Raw genomic sequence first — 18,168 nt, forward strand, 5'->3', positions numbered from 1 at the left:
TCTGATGAGGTGCAGAGAAAACAAACACATACAAAAAATTTATGTTTTTGGTAAAAATCCTATTTTTCAGATATCTACGATAATGCGCAAAAAAATAAAGAAACATTTTGTTACAGAAAAATGCGAATACTCTGTATCGTGTGAGAATACTTCTCAATACATGATTTAATGACGATAAATTCGCGCTGAGATGAGTATCGGACATCACGAGGTTATCTGCCCCGTTATCAGTATATGTGTATTTACTGCAATATGTTGTGCTCTTTTTTATTTATTTTAAAATTCAATTTTAACTCGCTTGCTGTCATTTTCATTAAACGATAAATGCAACCATAATCTGCCATCAGGAAATAACTAAAATTAGTAAAGGAATTATTATTTCAAAAATTTAGTAAAAGAATTTAACGGCATTGAGCCGGAAACGTGGCTACGTCACGTCATCAGCGTAATCAGCGTCACCGGCGAAGCGGTACTTCATTTGCCAGTATTTGGAACCATTTGCGTTAATCAGCAGATACATACCGCTGCCATCAGCCAGTTTATAGGGCTTTTCTTTTGGCTTCGCGGTTTTCACTTTAACATCGGTTAGCGCCATGACATTCTCTGGCTTTTGATGAATTCCTCCTCCAGCGGGAATTTCCGCCTGTAACTAATCTGACACTCCAATGAATCTCTTGTATAACAAAGATATCGTTAAAAGCCATTGTTATAACTCACATTTTTACCATTATGGAGTGCTTGTCTTTTAAAGGAGGAGTGGTACCCCCCGAATGCACCCCCAAAAACAATTTGATGCAGGTTGACGTCGATTGACCTCGGGATACAAGGAAAGCTTGATATAAAAGTGTTTGGAAGGGGTTTTGTTGACGTCGGCAGAGTTCAATAGAGGCAAATTGGCGGAAGATCACAGGAGTCGAACCTGCCCGGGACCGCTGGCGGCCCCAACTGGATTTGAAGTCCAGCCGCCTCACCGGAGACGACGATCTTCCGCGCCTGCATTGCTACATGGAGGCGGGCGCATTATAGCCACTTTCGCAAGGTTTCCACATCCCCCCGCGTCATTTTTTAATTTACTTTTCGCCTTACCATGATCGGTTTCATATAAAACCTCTTAAATTCCGTTAGTTACAATTATTCACATCTTCTGGCGCAACCGCGATCACAGAAAAGAAGAATCGTAATTTGATAACAAAATATCGGAATACCCGCCCCCAGGAGGATGGTTTACAAAAACTGTAACCGGTATCAGCGCGTCAGGGGATGCAAAATGAAGAATCCTGTGTTGTCCGTTAAAGAGAAGATTGGCTATGGGATGGGTGATGCCGCCAGCCATATTATTTTCGATAACGTTATGTTGTACATGATGTTTTTTTATACCGATATTTTTGGTATCCCCGCAGGGTTCGTCGGTACGATGTTTTTACTGGCGCGGGCGCTAGATGCTATTTCAGACCCATGTATGGGGCTATTAGCTGACCGCACGCGTTCTCGCTGGGGGAAATTTCGCCCATGGGTGCTGTTTGGCGCGCTGCCGTTTGGTTTGGTGTGCGTACTGGCATACAGTACGCCGGAGCTCAGCCTCAATGGCAAAATGATCTATGCCGCGGTGACTTATACCCTGCTGACCCTGCTTTATACCGTGGTAAATATCCCCTACTGCGCGCTGGGCGGTGTGATAACTAACGACCCGGCGCAGCGTATTTCTTTGCAATCCTGGCGTTTTGTGTTGGCGACGGCAGGCGGCATGCTCTCCACCGTGTTAATGATGCCGCTGGTGGACTTTATCGGCGGTGGCGATAAAGCGCTCGGTTTTCAGGGCGGGATCGCGGTGCTGTCCGTCGTGGCGTTCCTGATGCTGGCGTTCTGCTTTTTCACCACCAAAGAGCGCGTGGAAGCGCCGCCTAACAGCACTTCAATGCGTGAGGATCTGCGCGATATCTGGCAAAACGACCAGTGGCGGATTGTTGGCCTGCTTACCATTCTTAACATTCTCGCCGTCTGCGTCCGCGGCGGCGCCATGATGTATTACGTCACCTGGATTATGGGGACGCCGGGCGTGTTTGTCGCCTTCCTCACCACCTACTGCGTCGGCAACCTCATTGGCTCTGCGCTGGCGAAACCGCTCACCGACTGGAAATGCAAGGTCAGCGTATTCTGGTGGACCAATGCCGCGCTGGCGGCGCTTAGTCTGGCGATGTTCTTCGTGCCGATGCACGCCAGCATCACTATGTTTGGTTTTATCTTCGTGATTGGCGTACTGCACCAGCTGGTGACGCCAATCCAGTGGGTGATGATGTCGGATACCGTCGATTATGGCGAATGGCGCAACGGTAAACGCCTTACCGGTATTAGCTTCGCGGGCACGCTGTTCGTGCTGAAACTCGGCCTTGCACTGGGCGGAGCACTCATTGGCTGGATGCTGGCGGGCGGGGGCTACGATGCCGCAGCGAAGGCCCAAAACGGCGCGACAATCAGCATCATCATTGCCCTGTTCACTCTCGTCCCGGCTATCTGCTACCTGCTGAGCGCCGTGATTGCCAAACGCTATTACACCCTGAAAACGCCGTATCTGAGAACAATCCTCGACCAGTTGGCACAGGGCGCGCGCCGCAATCAGCACGAATTTACGCATAAAGAATTTCAGAACTTAAGGAACTGAGCATGAAAATTAGCGACGGTAACTGGCTGATCCAGCCTGGTCTTAACCTGATTCATCCCATCCAGGTCTTTGACGTCGAACAGCATGGCAATGAACTGGTGGTCTATGTCGCGCCGCGTGACGTTCGCGAACGTACATGGCAACTGGATACCCCCCTGTTTACCCTGCGCTTTTTCTCGCCGCAGCAAGGCATTGTGGGGGTGCGCATGGTGCATTTTCAGGGCGCGCTGGATAATGGCCCACATTACCCCCTGAACGTGCTGGATGACGTGAAGGTTGAGATTGAAAATAACGATGAATACGCCGAGCTGAAAAGCGGCGATCTGAGCGTTCGCGTAACCAAAGGCGAATTCTGGTCGCTGGATTTCTTGCGCAACGGCGTGCGCATTACGGGCAGCCAGCTGAAAAATAACGGCTACGTGCAGGATACCCATACCCAGCGTAACTACATGTTCGAGCGTCTCGATCTCGGCGTGGGCGAGACGGTATACGGGCTGGGCGAGCGCTTTACTGCGTTGGTGCGCAACGGCCAGACGGTTGATACCTGGAACCGTGACGGCGGCACCAGTACCGAGCAGTCCTATAAAAACATTCCTTTTTACCTGACGAATCGCGGTTATGGCGTGCTGGTAAACCATCCGCAGAACGTGTCGTTTGAAATCGGCTCAGAGAAAGTGTCGAAAGTGCAGTTCAGCGTGGAAAGCGAGTATCTGGAATACTTCGTCATCGACGGGCCGACCCCGAAAGCGGTGCTGGACCGCTATACCCGGTTTACCGGGCGTCCGGCGCTGCCGCCAGCGTGGTCCTTCGGGCTGTGGCTGACCACCTCGTTCACCACCAACTACGATGAAGCCACGGTAAACAGCTTTATTGACGGCATGGCGGCGCGCAACCTGCCGCTGCACGTCTTCCATTTTGACTGCTTCTGGATGAAAGCCTTTCAGTGGTGCGATTTCGAATGGGATCCGGTAACGTTCCCGGACCCGGAAGGAATGATTCGTCGCCTGAAAGAGAAAGGGCTAAAAGTCTGCGTCTGGATCAACCCGTACATCGGGCAAAAATCGCCAATATTTAACGAGTTGAAAGAGAAAGGCTATTTGTTGAAGCGCCCGGATGGTTCCTTGTGGCAGTGGGATAAATGGCAGCCCGGGCTGGCGATTTATGACTTCACCAACCCGGAAACATGCCAGTGGTATGCCGACAAATTGAAGGGGCTGGTGGATATCGGCGTTGACTGTTTCAAAACTGACTTCGGCGAGCGCATTCCGACGGATGTTCAGTGGCTTGACGGCGCCGATCCGCAGAAAATGCACAACCATTACGCCTATCTCTACAACAAATTGGTGTGGAACGTGCTGAAAGAGACCGTGGGTGAAGAAGAGGCGGTGCTGTTTGCCCGTTCAGCCTCCGTCGGTGCGCAACAGTTTCCGGTGCACTGGGGCGGAGACTGCTACGCCAACTACGAATCGATGGCGGAGAGCCTGCGTGGCGGCTTGTCCATCGGTCTGTCCGGCTTTGGCTTCTGGAGCCACGATATTGGCGGCTTCGAAAACACCGCCCCGGCGCACGTTTACAAACGCTGGTGCGCGTTCGGGCTGCTTTCGAGCCACAGTCGCCTGCATGGCAGTAAATCTTACCGGGTGCCGTGGGCCTATGACGATGAGTCCTGCGATGTAGTCCGTTTCTTTACCGAACAGAAATGCCGCCTGATGCCGTATCTGTATCGTGAGGCAGCGCGGGCGAACGAACGCGGGACGCCGATGATGCGCGCAATGATGCTGGAATTCCCGGACGATCCGGCGTGTGATTATCTCGATCGCCAGTACATGCTCGGCGATTCGGTGCTGGTGGCGCCCGTGTTCAGCGAGGCGGGGGATGTTCAGTTTTATCTGCCGGAAGGCCGCTGGACGCATCTGTGGCGTAACGACGAAATTCAGGGGAACCGCTGGCATAAACAGCAGCACGATTTTCTCAGCCTGCCGGTTTATGTGCGCGACAACACACTGTTAGCGCTGGGCAACAACAGTCAGAAGCCGGACTACCCATGGCATGAGGGCACAGCGTTCCAGTTATTCCACCTTGAGGATGGGCGTGAAGCGGCTTGCGAAGTGCCTGCGGCGGACGGTGCTGTGATGTTTACGCTTAAGGCGTCACGTCAGGGCAATGTTCTGACCATGACGGGCACAGGCAAAGCGCGGAACTGGTCCGTCTGCTTGCGCAACGTGCAGACGCTGAGCGGCGTGAAGGGCGGCTCACATGAGGGTAGCGAGTGGGGCGTAGTGGTGAAAGCAGAAGGGGACGAGATTGTCATCTACCTTTGAGCCGTAAGAGAAAGAACCCGATGGCGCCAACGCCGCCATCGGGCTTGTTTACTGGGCAGTCGTCGACACGACTCCGCCAGTCATGGTCTGCGTCACCTGTTGTTGCTCGGCGTTTACTGCATGCAACTGTCCGTTGACCGTGGGTTTCAGCGGCACGTCCGCCTGTATGCTGCCGCTGGCGGTTAGCTGAATATTTCCGTCGCCAGCGAGGGGTAGCGCAGGCCATCCCCACTGCTGCAGCACGTTAACCGGTACGCCGCGTCCGGTCAGGCTGATTTGTGTCTGGCGCTGCGGAAGCTGCGATACGCTGGCAGTTGCCTCCAGCAGCCCTTTTTCTGTGAATGCGCTCAGTTCGCTGATATTCACCGTACTGGCGTTGGCTGTCAGCGACAATGACGGTCGGCGCACGTCTACCCGGTTGAAGGTTGCGGCCGCCGCATTCAGCGTTGCATTTCCGCTCCAGACACCCCATTTGCGATCCTGTACCAGACCGAGGTTCGCGCCGTAGCCATCCAGCGCGGTCAACTGCCAGGGAAAGGCTGAGTCGATATCGATCAGCAAATTGCGGCTGGCGCTCAATTTTTTCAGCGTCAGGCTGTTCAGCCAGGCGGGTAGCGGTTTCATCCACTGCTTTTTCCAGTTTTCCGGCAGGGTGTACTCCACCCCAGCCAGCGCGGCGTCATCCAGCACCAGCGCTTTGCCGTCGCGCAGCCAGTTGCCCGACGTTCTGATCATCCCACCTTCCCAGCGGGAGGTGAACTGGCGCAGCGCAATGCCCTGCGGTGAAAACTCCGCGTTCAGGATAGGATCAAACAGGTGTAGCGAACCGAAGATGAATTCGCTGGCGTTCATCGACAGCTTACCTTCCTGACTTTGCCAGTCGTCCTTGCTGAAGGTCAGATTGCGCAGACTGAGATCAAGGTCGGTTACCGCCCAGTCCGGTCCTTGCAGGCGGGCGTCGGTCACTTCGAGACGGCCAATCTGCAAGGAAGGAACGGTTGTCAGCGGGGCAAAAAAGTCGCTGAGCGACTTATCGCTTTGTAGCCGGATATCGTTCAGGCGCAGATTTTCCACCATCCAACTGCCGTCGGCATTGCGCCTCGCCACTCCGGTTAATGCGCCGCGGGCCACGTCTGCGCCAATGTTGCTTAAGTTCACCTGCTCGTTATCGATGCTGCCTTCAATCAGGACGTTGGTGGCAGGAACGTCGTTCAGGGTCAGTGAACCCGCGCTCAGTTGAATTTGCGCTTTTCTGCCAAGGACGTGACCGGCTTCCGGCAACCACGGGATCACGCCGCCATTTACCCGCTGGGCGCTCAGATCCCATTCGCTGCCCGGGCTGTTAAACGCCATCCCCTGTAACTGCAGGCGATCGGCCTGGAAGGGGAAGGGCGCCGTCTGGAGCGAAATGTTCAGCGTGCCGTCTTTTAGCAAGATGGTGTCGACATGAAAGGGATCGGTGAGCTGGCGGCTGCTCAGGCCAATATCGACAGTTTTCGCCACCAGCGTGGCCGGTTGGCCGTCGCGACCAAAGGTAACGTTTTCCAGCAGAACATGCGTAGGCGAGGAAAAGCGATGATCCATCGCATCAAAGGCCAGACGATACTGACTGTTCTCTGATACCCAGGCGCTGACGTGCTCTGCTCCCCAGCGGGTTTGCAGCAGAAAATAGAGGCCGAGAATCACCACCAGAAGGGCGATGAGCAGATAGAGAATCAGCTTTCCAATAAATTTCATGGTCTTCCATCCCGCGAATACACATAGCTGAGTTATGCACGATTTACGCGCGATCCTCAAGGCAGGAATCGTGAAAGAGTATTATAGCGACGGTGAATTGAACTCACCGTCGCATAAGGCTTACTGCTTTTCAGGCGGGAAAATCAGGTTCAGAACGATAGCGGTAATCCCTCCGGCGGCGATGCCGGAAGATAGCAGGTTTTTCACCCAGTCTGGCGCAAATTGCAGGATCAGCGGCTGCTGAGACACGCCAAGACCGACCGCCAGTGAGAGTGCGATGATCAGGATAGCGCGGCGGTTCAGCGGCTCGCGGGACACAATGCGCACACCAGAAGCGGCGATGGTGCCGAACATCACCAGCGTTGCGCCACCCAGCACCGGCTCCGGAATATGCTGTACAAAACCGCTTACCGCCGGAAACAGACCGAGCAGGATCAGCATCAGCGCCACTACGAAACCAACGTAGCGGCTGGCCACGCCGGTCAGTTGAATCACGCCGTTATTCTGGCCGAAGCAGGAATTCGGGAACGTGTTAAAGACGGCAGAGACGAAGGAGTTCAGGCCGTTTGCCAGTACGCCGCCCTTCAGGCGCTTCATATACAGCGGGCCAGAGACCGGTTGTTCAGAAACGTCGGATGTGGCGGTGATGTCGCCGATAGTTTCCAGTGACGTGATCATAAAGACCAGCATCAGCGGCAGCAGCAGGCTCCAGTCGATACCCAGGCCATAGTACAGCGGCGTTGGCACCATGATCAGTTCCTGGGAGGCGGTCGCGGTGTTTTCCGGCAGCATCCCCATAAACCACGCCAGCGCGTAACCCGCCGCCATCGCGATAACCAGTGAGGCGACGCGCAGGTACGGGTTGCGTTGACGGTTAAGCAGAATAATCAGCAGCAGCACCACGCCTGCCAGCAGCAGGTTTTTTGGCGCGCCGAACGTATTGTCGCTCATGGCGGCATAACCACCGCCAATAGACGTCAGACCGACCTGAATCAGCGACAGGCCGATAATCATCACCACGACGCCTGAAACCAGCGGCGTAATGATGCGGCGCGCGAGGTGCAACACACGGGAAATTACCATTTCGGTGCAGCTTGCCAGCATTAGCGTACCAAACAGCGCGGCCATCATGGTTGGGACATCTGCGCCGCCGGTTTTCAGCGCGGTGCCGCCCATGATCAGCGGCGCCACGAAGTTAAAACTGGTTCCCTGAATTGATAACAATCCCGAACCGACCGGCCCCCACGCTTTAATCTGAATAATCGAGGCCACGCCGGAGGCGAACAGCGACATGCTGATGATGTGTTGCGTATCCTGTGCCGGTAACCCGAGCGCCTGACAGATAAGCAGCGCCGGGGTAATGACCGCAACAAACATCGCCAACAGGTGCTGGCAGGCGGCGAAAAGGGTTTGCGGTAGCGGCGGGCGATCTTCCAGACGATAAATCAGTTCACTGTTTTGATTATGCGCAACCGGTTGCGCACTTTCTGATTCAAGGGTGTTAACAGACATCAGAGGCAATCCCGTGGTGGAAAAGCGGGCATTTTAGCTGACCAGAAGGTAAAAGCAAACGATTGCCACTCGCTAATCCTAATATTTAAAACAACTAACCTCACCTTTTTATATAACTTTTACTGCTTTTCTGCTTAAAATCCATGCCGATTACTCATGAAGAGCAGAAATTTCAGGAAACCGTGCATGTACGAACCATGCACACAACAGGAGCTAGTCTATGTTTCATCTCGATACGTTATCGACACTTGTTGCCGCAACGCTAACGCTTCTACTGGGGCGCAAGCTGGTCCAGTCAGTCTCCTTTCTGAAGAAATACACCATTCCGGAACCCGTTGCCGGTGGCTTACTGGTCGCGCTGGCTTTGCTGGTGCTGAAAAAGAGCATGGGCTGGGAAGTTGACTTTGACATGACCTTGCGTGACCCGTTAATGCTGGCCTTTTTTGCCACCATTGGTCTAAACGCGAACATCGCCAGCCTGCGCAAAGGGGGCCGCGTCGTTGGTATCTTTTTGATCGTGGTGGTTGGTCTGCTGCTGATGCAAAACGCTATCGGCATCGGAATGGCAAGCCTGCTGGGACTGGATCCGTTAATGGGGCTGATTGCCGGGTCAATTACGCTGTCCGGCGGGCACGGCACCGGCGCGGCGTGGAGTAAGTTGTTTATTGAGCGTTACGGTTTTGCGAACGCCACGGAAGTGGCAATGGCCTGCGCGACCTTTGGTCTGGTGCTTGGCGGGCTGATCGGGGGGCCGGTTGCCCGTTATCTGGTGAAGCATTCCACCACGCCGGATGGTATCCCTGACGATCAGGAAGTGCCGACAGCGTTTGAGAAACCGGACGTTGGACGCATGATCACCTCGCTGGTGCTGATCGAAACCATCGCCCTCATCGCCATCTGTCTGACCGTGGGGAAAATTGTTGCCCAGCTGCTGGCGGGTACGGTGTTTGAACTGCCTACCTTTGTCTGCGTACTGTTTGTCGGCGTGATCGTCAGCAATGGTCTGGCGCTGCTGGGCTTTTACCGCGTCTTTGAACGTGCCGTGTCCGTTATGGGCAACGTCAGTCTGTCGCTGTTCCTGGCGATGGCGCTGATGAGTCTGAAGTTGTGGGAGCTGGCTTCGCTGGCGCTGCCGATGCTGGCTATTCTGGTGGTGCAAACGATCGCCATGGCGCTGTACGCTGTGTTCGTGACCTGGCGCATGATGGGTAAAAACTACGACGCGGCGGTGCTGGCGGCAGGACACTGTGGATTTGGCCTGGGCGCCACGCCGACGGCAATTGCCAATATGCAGGCAATTACCGACCGGTTTGGTCCGTCGCATATGGCATTTCTGGTGGTTCCAATGGTTGGCGCGTTCTTCATTGATATCGTCAACGCGCTGGTGATCAAACTGTATCTGCTGCTGCCGATTTTCGCACAGTAAACCCGGGGGCGGCGTAACGCCGCCACGACATCGGAAACGGTCAGGCGTTGGAATAGCGCTCCGTTTCCGGCATCCAGCGTTCGATAAGCGCTTTTGCCTGCTGCGGATACCTTTCATGAATATGACGCGCAATGCGCTGAACTTCGGGAATAATGGCCTGATCGCGCAGTAAATCCGCTACTTTAAACTCGGCATTGCCCGTCTGGCGTGTGCCGAGCAGTTCGCCGGGACCGCGAATTTCTAAGTCTTTTTGCGCAATCACGAAGCCATCGTTACTGTCGCGCAGCACCTGCAGTCGTTTCTGAGCCGTCTTCGATAGAGGAGACTTGTAAAGCAGTACGCAGTGAGAAGCAACCGCGCCGCGACCAACGCGCCCACGAAGCTGATGCAACTGCGCCAGCCCCAGACGCTCCGGGTTTTCGATGATCATCAGGCTGGCATTAGGGACATCCACACCCACTTCAATGACTGTCGTCGCAACCAGCAGATGCAGTTCACCTTGCTTAAACGCCGCCATCACAGCCTGCTTCTCCGCTGGTTTCATCCGGCCATGCACCAGGCCGACGTTCAGCTCCGGTAGGGCCAGCTTCAGCTCTTCCCACGTCGCTTCTGCGGCCTGCGCTTCCAGCAGGTCCGACTCTTCAATCAGCGTGCACACCCAGTAAGCCTGACGCCCTTCCTGGGTACAGGCGTTGCGCACCCGGTCGATAATGTCACTGCGCCGGGTGTCCGGAATGGCGACGGTGGTGACGGGCGTACGTCCCGGCGGCAGTTCATCGATAACGGACGTGTCGAGATCCGCATAAGCGGTCATCGCGAGGGTGCGTGGGATCGGCGTGGCGGTCATGATTAGCTGGTGTGGATGGAAACCCTGCTGCTCGCCTTTTTCCCATAGCGCCAGACGCTGATGCACGCCAAAACGGTGCTGTTCGTCGATAATCACCAGGGCAAGACCGTTAAACTGCACCTGCTCCTGGAAAATAGCGTGTGTCCCCACCACCATTTGCACCTGTCCGCTGGCGATCGCCTCCTGCTGGGCCAGACGCGCCTTTCCTTTCTGCTTGCCGGCCAGCCAGCCCACTTCCACGCCAAGCGGCGCAAACCAGTTACGGAAGTTATTGGCATGTTGTTCTGCCAGCAGTTCGGTGGGCGCCATCAGCGCGACCTGCTTGCCGTGCGCAATCGCCCGCAGTGCGGCAAGCGCCGCCACCAGCGTTTTACCGGAGCCAACATCGCCCTGCACCAGACGCATCATCGGAACGTCCAGCGCCATATCTCGTTCGATTTCCGCGACAACGCGCGCCTGTGCGCCCGTGGGTTTAAACGGCAGCGACGCTAAAAGTTGGTTTTTGAGCGTGTCGTTGGCGCTCAGCGGTTGCGCATGGAAACGCTGCGCTCCGGCGCGAAGCGCCAGCATACTCAGATTATGCGCCAGTAATTCTTCAAGGATCAGTCGTCGCTGCGCCGGATGCTGACCGGTTTCCAGATCGCTCAGTAGTAGCGTCGGCGGCGGACGGTGGAGGGTACGCAATGCTTCCGGCAGGCTCATCATGCCCTGCGCGAGTTCCGGCGGCAGCAGTTCGGCAATGGCGCAGGTATCCAGCAGGTCTAACGCCTGGTCGGTCAGCTTGCGCAGCGTCGCCTGCTTGACGCCTTCAGTGGTCGGATAGACAGGGGTCAGGGTTTCCTGTAACTCAGGGGTGCTGAGATCGCCCTGGATACGGTATTCCGGATGAATCATCTCGGCACCGTATTTCCCGCGCTTCGCTTCGCCATAAGCCAGCACCCGACGTCCGCTGGCAAGGCTGTTTTTCATTGCTGCGCTGAAGTTGAAAAAGCGCAGGGTGAGAATGCCGGAGCCGTCGCTTATCTGGCATGTCATCATCCGGCGACCGCCAAAAGTGATGTTGCAGTTCAGCACTTCGCCTTCGACCGTGGCATAAATGCCCGGCAACAGTTCGCCGATGGGATAAAGATGGGTGCGATCTTCATAGCGCAGAGGGAGATGCAAAAGAAGATCCTGCACGGTGTGCAGGCCGATTTTTGCCAGTTTGCTGCTTTGCGCCGCGCCAACGCCCGTTAAGGAACTGAGCGGGACAGCGTCTAACAAGCGGCCCGACACGGGAATTACCCTGCGGCCTGCATGGTGGACCACCAGGAGGCATCCGCCTCGATCTCACCCTGCTGGTTCACCCGCGGGTAGGGCAAGCCTTTACGCCTGGCGACTTTCGCCAGCACCGGATAGCCGCCCTCAAACAGCAGACGCTGCTGTTCGTCCTCTGGCAGCATACTGTTTTCGCGCAGGTACATGCCCGCGTTCTGTCGTTGACGCTGGGCTTCGTAAAGAATCAGCGCGGAAGCGACGGAGACGTTCAGTGATTGCACCATGCCAATCATCGGAATAATAATATCCTGATCCGCAAGGGCTAATGCTTCCTGGGTAATACCGGTTTTTTCCTGCCCCATCAGGATGCAGGTGGGACGGGTATAATCAATGTCGCGAAAATCGACCGCTTTGTCAGACAGATGGGTCGCCAGAACCTGCATGCCCTGACCTTTCAGATGGTTGACCGCCTCGCCAATGGTGCGGTGCGTTTTTACCTGCACCCAACTGTTGCTACCCGCTGCCGCGGAGGCCATGGTGCGCATGCGGCTGCCCGGCCAGACGGCGTGGACTTCATGGACGCCGACAGCGTCTGCGGTACGAATGATCGCAGAAACGTTATGAGGTTTATGAACCTGCTCCATGCAGACGGTCAGATCAGGCTGCCGCCTGGCGAGCATTTCACGGATACGCGCATAACGTTGTTCATTCATAAAACTAGTTTCGGTTACGGGTGACTTTAATCACGTCCGGCATGACGCGGATTTTGCGCATGATATTCGCCAGATGCACGCGATCGCGCGCGGTAAGACGAATAAAGGCGCTGTAGACGCGACCATCTTTTTCTTCTGTATTCAGGCTTTGAATATTGGAGGTCGTGGTGTTAATTGCCGCCGTCAGGTTAGCCAGCGCGCCCTGATGGTTAAACATATCCACTTTGATCTCGGTGATAAATTCCTGCGCCGTCTCTTTGTCCCACTCAACGGCCATAAACTTCTCTGGCTCTTTCTGGTAGCCGCGGATGTTACGGCAGGACTCGTGGTGAATCACCAGGCCTTTACCGGGGCTGACGTGGGCGATGATCGGGTCGCCTGGGATCGGACGGCAGCATTTGGCGAAGGTAATCAGTACGCCGTCTGCGCCTTTGATCGGCAGATGTCCGTGGCCCGTTGCGGCAGGCTGCGCCGTCGTGGTAGACGCCTCACCCTGCTGCAGGTTTTTCGCCACCACCACGCTCATGGCGTTACCGAGGCCGATTTCCGCCAGCAGGTCGTCAAGCGTGGCCAGTTTCATACGTTCAAGCTCGCGCTGGATATTCTCCTGCGGAATTTCAGCCAGTTTACGGCTACCGCCCAGCGCATGGTTGAGCAGGCGGCGTCCGAGGCTAACGGAATCGTCACGTTTAAGGTTTTTCAACAGTTGACGAATCTTGGCGCGGGCTTTTGAACTGACAACGAAGTTAAGCCACGCGGCATTGGGACGAGCGCCCGGCGCGGTAATGATCTCCACCGTCTGACCGCTGGTAAGCGGCTGTGACAGCGGGTAAGGCTGTCTGTCGACGCGAGCGCCCACGCAGGCGTGACCGATGTCGGTGTGCACGGCGTATGCGAAGTCGACCGGGGTGGCGCCGGCTGGCAGTTCGACAATGCGGCCTTCCGGGGTGAAAACGTAAATCTCATCGGGGAAAAGATCGGATTTAACGCTTTCAATAAACTCAAAGGAGCTGCCTGCGCTTTGCTGTAGCTCAAGCAGACTCTGCATCCAGCGCTGAGCGCGGATTTGCGCGGTGGTGCTGGTCTCGCCATGCTCTTTATAAGCCCAGTGCGCCGCAACCCCCATCTCCGCCATCTGATCCATATCTTCAGTGCGGATTTGCACCTCAACAGGAACGCCGTGTGGGCCGATCATTGAGGTATGCAGCGACTGATAGCCGTTCGCTTTCGGAATGGCGATATAGTCCTTCACGCGGCCAGGACGCGGCTTGTAAAGGCTGTGCATCTGGCCGAGCACGCGGTAGCAAGTGTCGGCGTCATGAACGATGACGCGGAAGGCGTAAATGTCCATGATCGAATGAAAACGCTGCTCTTTAAGCACCATTTTGCAGTAGATGGAATAGAGATGCTTCTCGCGTCCACTGACGCGACAGGGAATCCCTGCTTCCTGTAGCCGTCCTTCAATTTCAGAGAGGATTTTCTGGATCATCTCTTTACGGTTGCCGCGAGCGGCTTTGACGACTTCTTTAATTACCCGATAGCGGTTGGGATACAGCGCCTCAAAACCCAGCTCTTCCAGCTCGGTTTTAATGTGATGGATACCTAAACGGTGTGCCAGCGGGCTGTAAATTTCAAGCGTTTCGCGGGCGATGCGGCGACGTTTATCCGGGCGCAAAGAACCCAGTGTGCGCATGTTATGGGTACGGTCAGCAAGTTTGATAAGAATGACGCGGATATCCTGCACCATCGCCATAATCATCTTGCGAAAGTTTTCGGCCTGCGCCTCTTTCTTGTCGCGGAACTTAAGCTTATCAAGCTTCGATACCCCTTCGACCAGTTCAGCAACGCTTTTACCAAATAGCTGCTCCATGTCCTGGTAGGTGGCGGGGGTATCTTCAATCACGTCATGCAACAGCGCGGCCATCAATGTTTCATAGTCGAGCTTCATCTCGGCCAGAATGCAGGCTACGGCAACAGGGTGCGTGATGTAAGGTTCACCGCTTGAACGTGTCTGGCCCTCGTGAGCGTCACGTGCAACGAGATACGCCTGCCGAAGACGTTTGATTTGGTCTTCAGGCAGGTAGGTTTGAATCAGCTGATTCAGGCTTTCAAACAGATACAAGGGCGACCCGCTTTGTGATTAACGACGACCTTCAGCAATCGCGGTAACGGCTTGTAATTCAGCGGCTTCCTGCTCTTGCTGTTCCTGGCGCTCACGTACATCGAGGATCTGGTTGTTGATCAGACCTTCTTCGATTTCGCGCAGTGCGATTACGGTAGTTTTATCGTTTTCTTCCGGTACGAGCGGATCCTTTCCGCCTACCTGCATCTGACGAGCGCGACGCGCGGCGACCAGTACCAGGTCAAAACGGTTACCAATTTTCTCTACAGCGTCCTGAACAGTTACGCGTGCCATACTTAAAATGCTCCACAGGTGAAGAAATGACTGGGCATAATACTGAAAGTGGGTTCAGTCTGCCAACAGTTTGCTGATTAAAGCGTCATGGCGCTGCTTTTGGCGGCTCATGCGCAGACGTTCGGCGCGAATGATGGTTTTCAGATCGCCCAGCGCGGTGTCGAAATCATCATTCACAATAAGATAATCATATTCGGCGTAATGGCTCATTTCTGCAACAGCCTGCGCCATCCGTTTTGCGATAACGTCTTCGCTATCCTGACCACGACCACGTAGACGGCGGTCCAGTTCGATTTTGGAGGGCGGCAAAATGAAGATACTCCGCGCATGCGGCATTTTCTGCCGAATTTGCTGAGCGCCCTGCCAGTCGATATCCAGAAAAACATCCACGCCCGTTGCGAGAACTTGCTCAATCGCCTCGCGCGAAGTGCCGTAGTAATTACCGAACACTTCGGCGTGCTCAAGGAAGGCATCCTGACCGATCATGGTTCTGAACTCATCGTGGTTGACGAAGAAATAGTGTTCGCCGTGAACCTCACCCGGGCGCGGCGCGCGCGTGGTGTGAGAAACAGAAACCTGGGTGTCGTACAACGGTTGGGTTTTCAATAAAGCCTGAATCAGACTGGATTTACCCGCGCCACTGGGGGCAGAAACAATATAAAGCGTGCCTTGAGCCATGAGTATCTTACGTATGTGATTATCAAATTGAACCTACATACGGGCTTATTATACACGTCACCGCAACGCGACGTAGCTTTTGTCACACTTTTTGCGCCAGATTGTTGCGTTTTGCGAGCCTGTTTCCTGATTTAACCGACATTCTCTGCAACAACCGCGAATGTCTGGAAGCCCGTGCGCAAAAGAATATATTGCCGCTCGGCTTTACCTATGTGACTCGCTATACCTGCTCGCCAACAGATACGGGAGGCGGTAATGAAAAGAGGGATAGCGATCATAGTAGGGCTGCTGTGGTGTTCGCAGGTCTGGGGGTTATGCCCGACGTGGTCGGCGGCCAGAGCTCAGGACGAGTTATCCCGTTTACAACAACAGATTTCACGTTGGGACGACGCCTACTGGAAGGAGGGGAAAAGCAACGTAGAGGACGGCGTTTACGATCAGTTGCGTGCCCGACTGGCTCAGTGGCAGCGCTGCGTTGGCGAAGACGTATTGCCCGGCGACTTGCCGCCCGCTATTGGCGGCGCTGCTTCCCATCCGGTTGCCCATACCGGCGTTAAAAAGCTGACGGATAAGCGCGCGGTGCGACAATGGATGCGTGAGCGCGGCGATCTGTGGGTGCAACCAAAAGTGGATGGCGTAGCGATTACCCTGGTGTATCGGGAGGGCGCGTTAACCCAGGCGATCAGCCGTGGCGATGGCCTGAAAGGCGAAGACTGGACCGCAAAAGCGCAGCGAATATCAGCCATTCCCCAGACCGTGACGGGGGCGCTGGCAAACAGCGTTCTGCAGGGGGAAATCTTTTTGCCCCGTGAGGGGCATATACAGCAAAAAATGGGGGGCATGAACGCACGTTCAAAGGTGGCTGGCCTGTTGATGCGTAAGGATAACGCCAGCGCATTACGTTCGCTGGGCGTTTTCATCTGGGCCTGGCCCGACGGACCTGATCGCATGGCTGTAAAACTCAGTCAACTGAGCGCTGCGGGCTTTACGTTGACGGAAAAGTATACTCTGTTAGTGAAAAGCGCTGAAGACGTTGAGCGTGCCCGTACGCGGTGGTGGACGTCAGGCTTGCCTTTTGTGACCGATGGTGTCGTTGTCCGGACTGGCGACGAGCCAGCGTCGCGCAACTGGTTGCCGGGGCAGGGAAACTGGCTGGCGGCCTGGAAATATCCGCCAGTGGCCCAGGTGGCGGAAGTCACGGCGATCCATTTCACGGTCGGTAAGAGCGGCAAAGTTGCAGTGGTGGCGATGCTCGCTCCCGTCATGCTGGATGATAAACGGGTGCAGCGGGTGAATCTCGGTTCGATCAGGCGCTGGCAAGAGTGGGATATCGCGCCGGGCGATCATATTCTTGTCAGCCTTGCCGGACAAGGGATCCCGCGCATTGATAAGGTGGTCTGGCGCGTTAGCGATCGGACAAAACCCGCGCCGCCGGAAAATCGCTATAACTCGTTGACCTGTTTCTATGCCACCGCTGAATGCCAGGAGCAGTTTCTCTCCCGGTTGGTCTGGATTGGCTCGCGTGGCGCGTTAGGGATAGAGGGGATAGGTGAGTCGGGTTGGCGAGCGCTTCATCAACATCATCATTTTGCGCATATCTTTTCGTGGCTTGCTCTGACGCCTGAGCAAATCAAGAACACGCCTGGGTTAGCGCAGGCCAAAGGCGAACAGCTTTGGCATCAGTTCAACCTCGTCCGCAAACAACCGTTTACCCGCTGGCTAATGGCGATGGGAATACCACTGACGCAGACCGCGTTAAATGCCAGTGGGGCGCGTTCATGGCAGCAGATGGTCTCGAACAGCGCACACTACTGGCAGCAACTTCCCGCAACAGGCGCACGCCGTGCTGCATGGGTTATCCAGTGGCTCGCTCACGCAGAAATAAAAGCGCTCAGCCAGTGGCTGGGGAGTCAGCGTATTGATGGCTTTAGCGCTCAGTGACCCTCATGACGATAATAAAATACTGGCAAACCCAGCTTAAGACGGAGCGCCAGTAAACGTGCGACAAAACCGAACATTAGCGTTGAGATCACAACAACGTCATGGCTGGAGACATAGTGCTGCAAGATAATGTAAAGCACGGCGGAGGCGAAGGAGACGCCAGCGTACAGTTCTTTCTGAAAGACAAGCGGAATGCGTTTGCAGAACATATCGCGTAATACGCCGCCGAAAACGCCCGTTGTCACGGCAGCAACGACGGCAATTATGGGGCCGTGCCCCATATCCAGCGCGACCTGGGCGCCAATTATTGAAAAGACGACCAGCCCTAAAGCGTCTAACACCAGAAAGAGTTTGCGCAGGTAAGGCATCACCGGTGCCACAATGGTGGTCAGAACAGCGGCGGTGGCGACGATGATGACGTATTCGGGATGTTTCACCCAACCGAGAGGATAGTGACCAAGCAGAATATCGCGAACGGAACCGCCACCGATGGCTGTCGCGGTAGCAATAATAATGACGCCAAAAGTATCCATACGGCGACGACCCGCGGCCAGCGCGCCCGTCATGGCCTCAGCGGTGATTCCTATCAGGTACAGAATATGTAACAGCATGGCTCTCCCTCATCTTTAGCGCGGTAGAGAGTAGCGATTTGTGCGGTATA

At 55.2% G+C, this 18,168-nt stretch carries 12 protein-coding genes, 1 tRNA gene and 1 pseudogene; 4 read left to right on the forward strand and 10 right to left on the reverse strand.

The window, feature by feature from the left end; translation table 11 throughout:
- Positions 1–457 precede the first annotated feature (457 nt).
- Both HVX72_RS00315 and HVX72_RS00320 read right to left on the reverse strand, forming a co-directional pair.
- Positions 458–595 (reverse strand): annotated as a pseudogene (locus HVX72_RS00315) (Arm DNA-binding domain-containing protein); the annotation flags it as partial.
- 299 nt (positions 596–894) lie between these two features.
- A tRNA-Sec gene (locus tag HVX72_RS00320) sits at positions 895–989 on the reverse strand.
- 278 nt (positions 990–1,267) lie between these two features.
- Between HVX72_RS00320 and HVX72_RS00325 the strand changes: the two genes are divergently transcribed.
- Together HVX72_RS00325 and yicI are read left to right on the forward strand one after the other, a co-directional pair.
- Positions 1,268–2,659: a glycoside-pentoside-hexuronide family transporter gene (locus HVX72_RS00325; RefSeq protein WP_181822320.1), complete on the forward strand. Its 1,392-nt coding sequence runs from the start codon at positions 1,268–1,270 to the stop codon at positions 2,657–2,659.
- Between the two features lie 2 nt (positions 2,660–2,661).
- Positions 2,662–4,980, forward strand: coding sequence for an alpha-xylosidase (yicI, locus tag HVX72_RS00330; RefSeq protein WP_181822321.1), 2,319 nt, complete (start codon positions 2,662–2,664; stop codon positions 4,978–4,980).
- 48 nt (positions 4,981–5,028) lie between these two features.
- Here yicI and HVX72_RS00335 read toward each other — a convergent pair whose 3' ends face one another.
- Together HVX72_RS00335 and xanP are read right to left on the reverse strand one after the other, a co-directional pair.
- On the reverse strand, positions 5,029–6,717 hold the full coding sequence (locus HVX72_RS00335) for an AsmA family protein (RefSeq protein ID WP_181822322.1): 1,689 nt from the start codon (positions 6,715–6,717) through the stop codon (positions 5,029–5,031).
- Positions 6,718–6,837: 120 nt separating this feature from the next.
- Positions 6,838–8,229 (reverse strand): xanthine/proton symporter XanP, encoded by a 1,392-nt coding sequence (xanP, locus tag HVX72_RS00340; RefSeq protein WP_060570290.1) that lies wholly within the window; start codon positions 8,227–8,229, stop codon positions 6,838–6,840.
- 220 nt (positions 8,230–8,449) lie between these two features.
- Here xanP and gltS point away from each other — a divergent pair, with 220 nt between their 5' ends.
- Positions 8,450–9,655: a sodium/glutamate symporter gene (gltS, locus tag HVX72_RS00345; RefSeq protein ID WP_060570289.1), complete on the forward strand. Its 1,206-nt coding sequence runs from the start codon at positions 8,450–8,452 to the stop codon at positions 9,653–9,655.
- A 40-nt stretch (positions 9,656–9,695) separates the two neighbouring features.
- On the opposite strand, the gene recG is transcribed toward gltS, so the two are convergent.
- From recG to gmk, 5 genes are read right to left on the reverse strand one after another with little or no spacing between them, the layout of a single operon-like run.
- Positions 9,696–11,777, reverse strand: coding sequence for an ATP-dependent DNA helicase RecG (gene recG, locus HVX72_RS00350; RefSeq protein ID WP_060570288.1), 2,082 nt, complete (start codon positions 11,775–11,777; stop codon positions 9,696–9,698).
- A gap of 5 nt (positions 11,778–11,782) precedes the next feature.
- Entirely contained in the window at positions 11,783–12,472 is a 690-nt protein-coding gene (gene trmH / locus HVX72_RS00355; RefSeq protein ID WP_181822323.1) for a tRNA (guanosine(18)-2'-O)-methyltransferase TrmH, read from the reverse strand.
- 4 nt (positions 12,473–12,476) lie between these two features.
- A complete protein-coding gene (gene spoT / locus HVX72_RS00360; protein WP_042287072.1) occupies positions 12,477–14,594 on the reverse strand; it encodes a bifunctional GTP diphosphokinase/guanosine-3',5'-bis pyrophosphate 3'-pyrophosphohydrolase in 2,118 nt (705 codons plus the stop codon).
- An 18-nt stretch (positions 14,595–14,612) separates the two neighbouring features.
- Complete coding sequence (gene rpoZ / locus HVX72_RS00365; protein WP_000135058.1) at positions 14,613–14,888, reverse strand: DNA-directed RNA polymerase subunit omega; 276 nt, start codon at positions 14,886–14,888, stop codon at positions 14,613–14,615.
- 54 nt (positions 14,889–14,942) lie between these two features.
- On the reverse strand, positions 14,943–15,566 hold the full coding sequence (gmk, locus tag HVX72_RS00370) for a guanylate kinase (protein WP_042287070.1): 624 nt from the start codon (positions 15,564–15,566) through the stop codon (positions 14,943–14,945).
- A gap of 255 nt (positions 15,567–15,821) precedes the next feature.
- Here gmk and ligB point away from each other — a divergent pair, with 255 nt between their 5' ends.
- Entirely contained in the window at positions 15,822–17,507 is a 1,686-nt protein-coding gene (gene ligB / locus HVX72_RS00375) for an NAD-dependent DNA ligase LigB (RefSeq protein WP_181822324.1), read from the forward strand.
- On the opposite strand, the gene HVX72_RS00380 is transcribed toward ligB, so the two are convergent.
- On the reverse strand, positions 17,501–18,118 hold the full coding sequence (locus HVX72_RS00380; RefSeq protein ID WP_042287064.1) for a trimeric intracellular cation channel family protein: 618 nt from the start codon (positions 18,116–18,118) through the stop codon (positions 17,501–17,503). The two genes, ligB and HVX72_RS00380, sit on opposite strands and share 7 nt — an antisense overlap.
- Between the last annotated feature and the right edge of the window lie 50 nt (positions 18,119–18,168).

Origin of the sequence: Citrobacter sp. RHB21-C05, from assembly GCF_013889015.1 — a bacterium.
Taxonomy (GTDB): Bacteria; Pseudomonadota; Gammaproteobacteria; order Enterobacterales; family Enterobacteriaceae; genus Citrobacter_A; species Citrobacter_A sedlakii.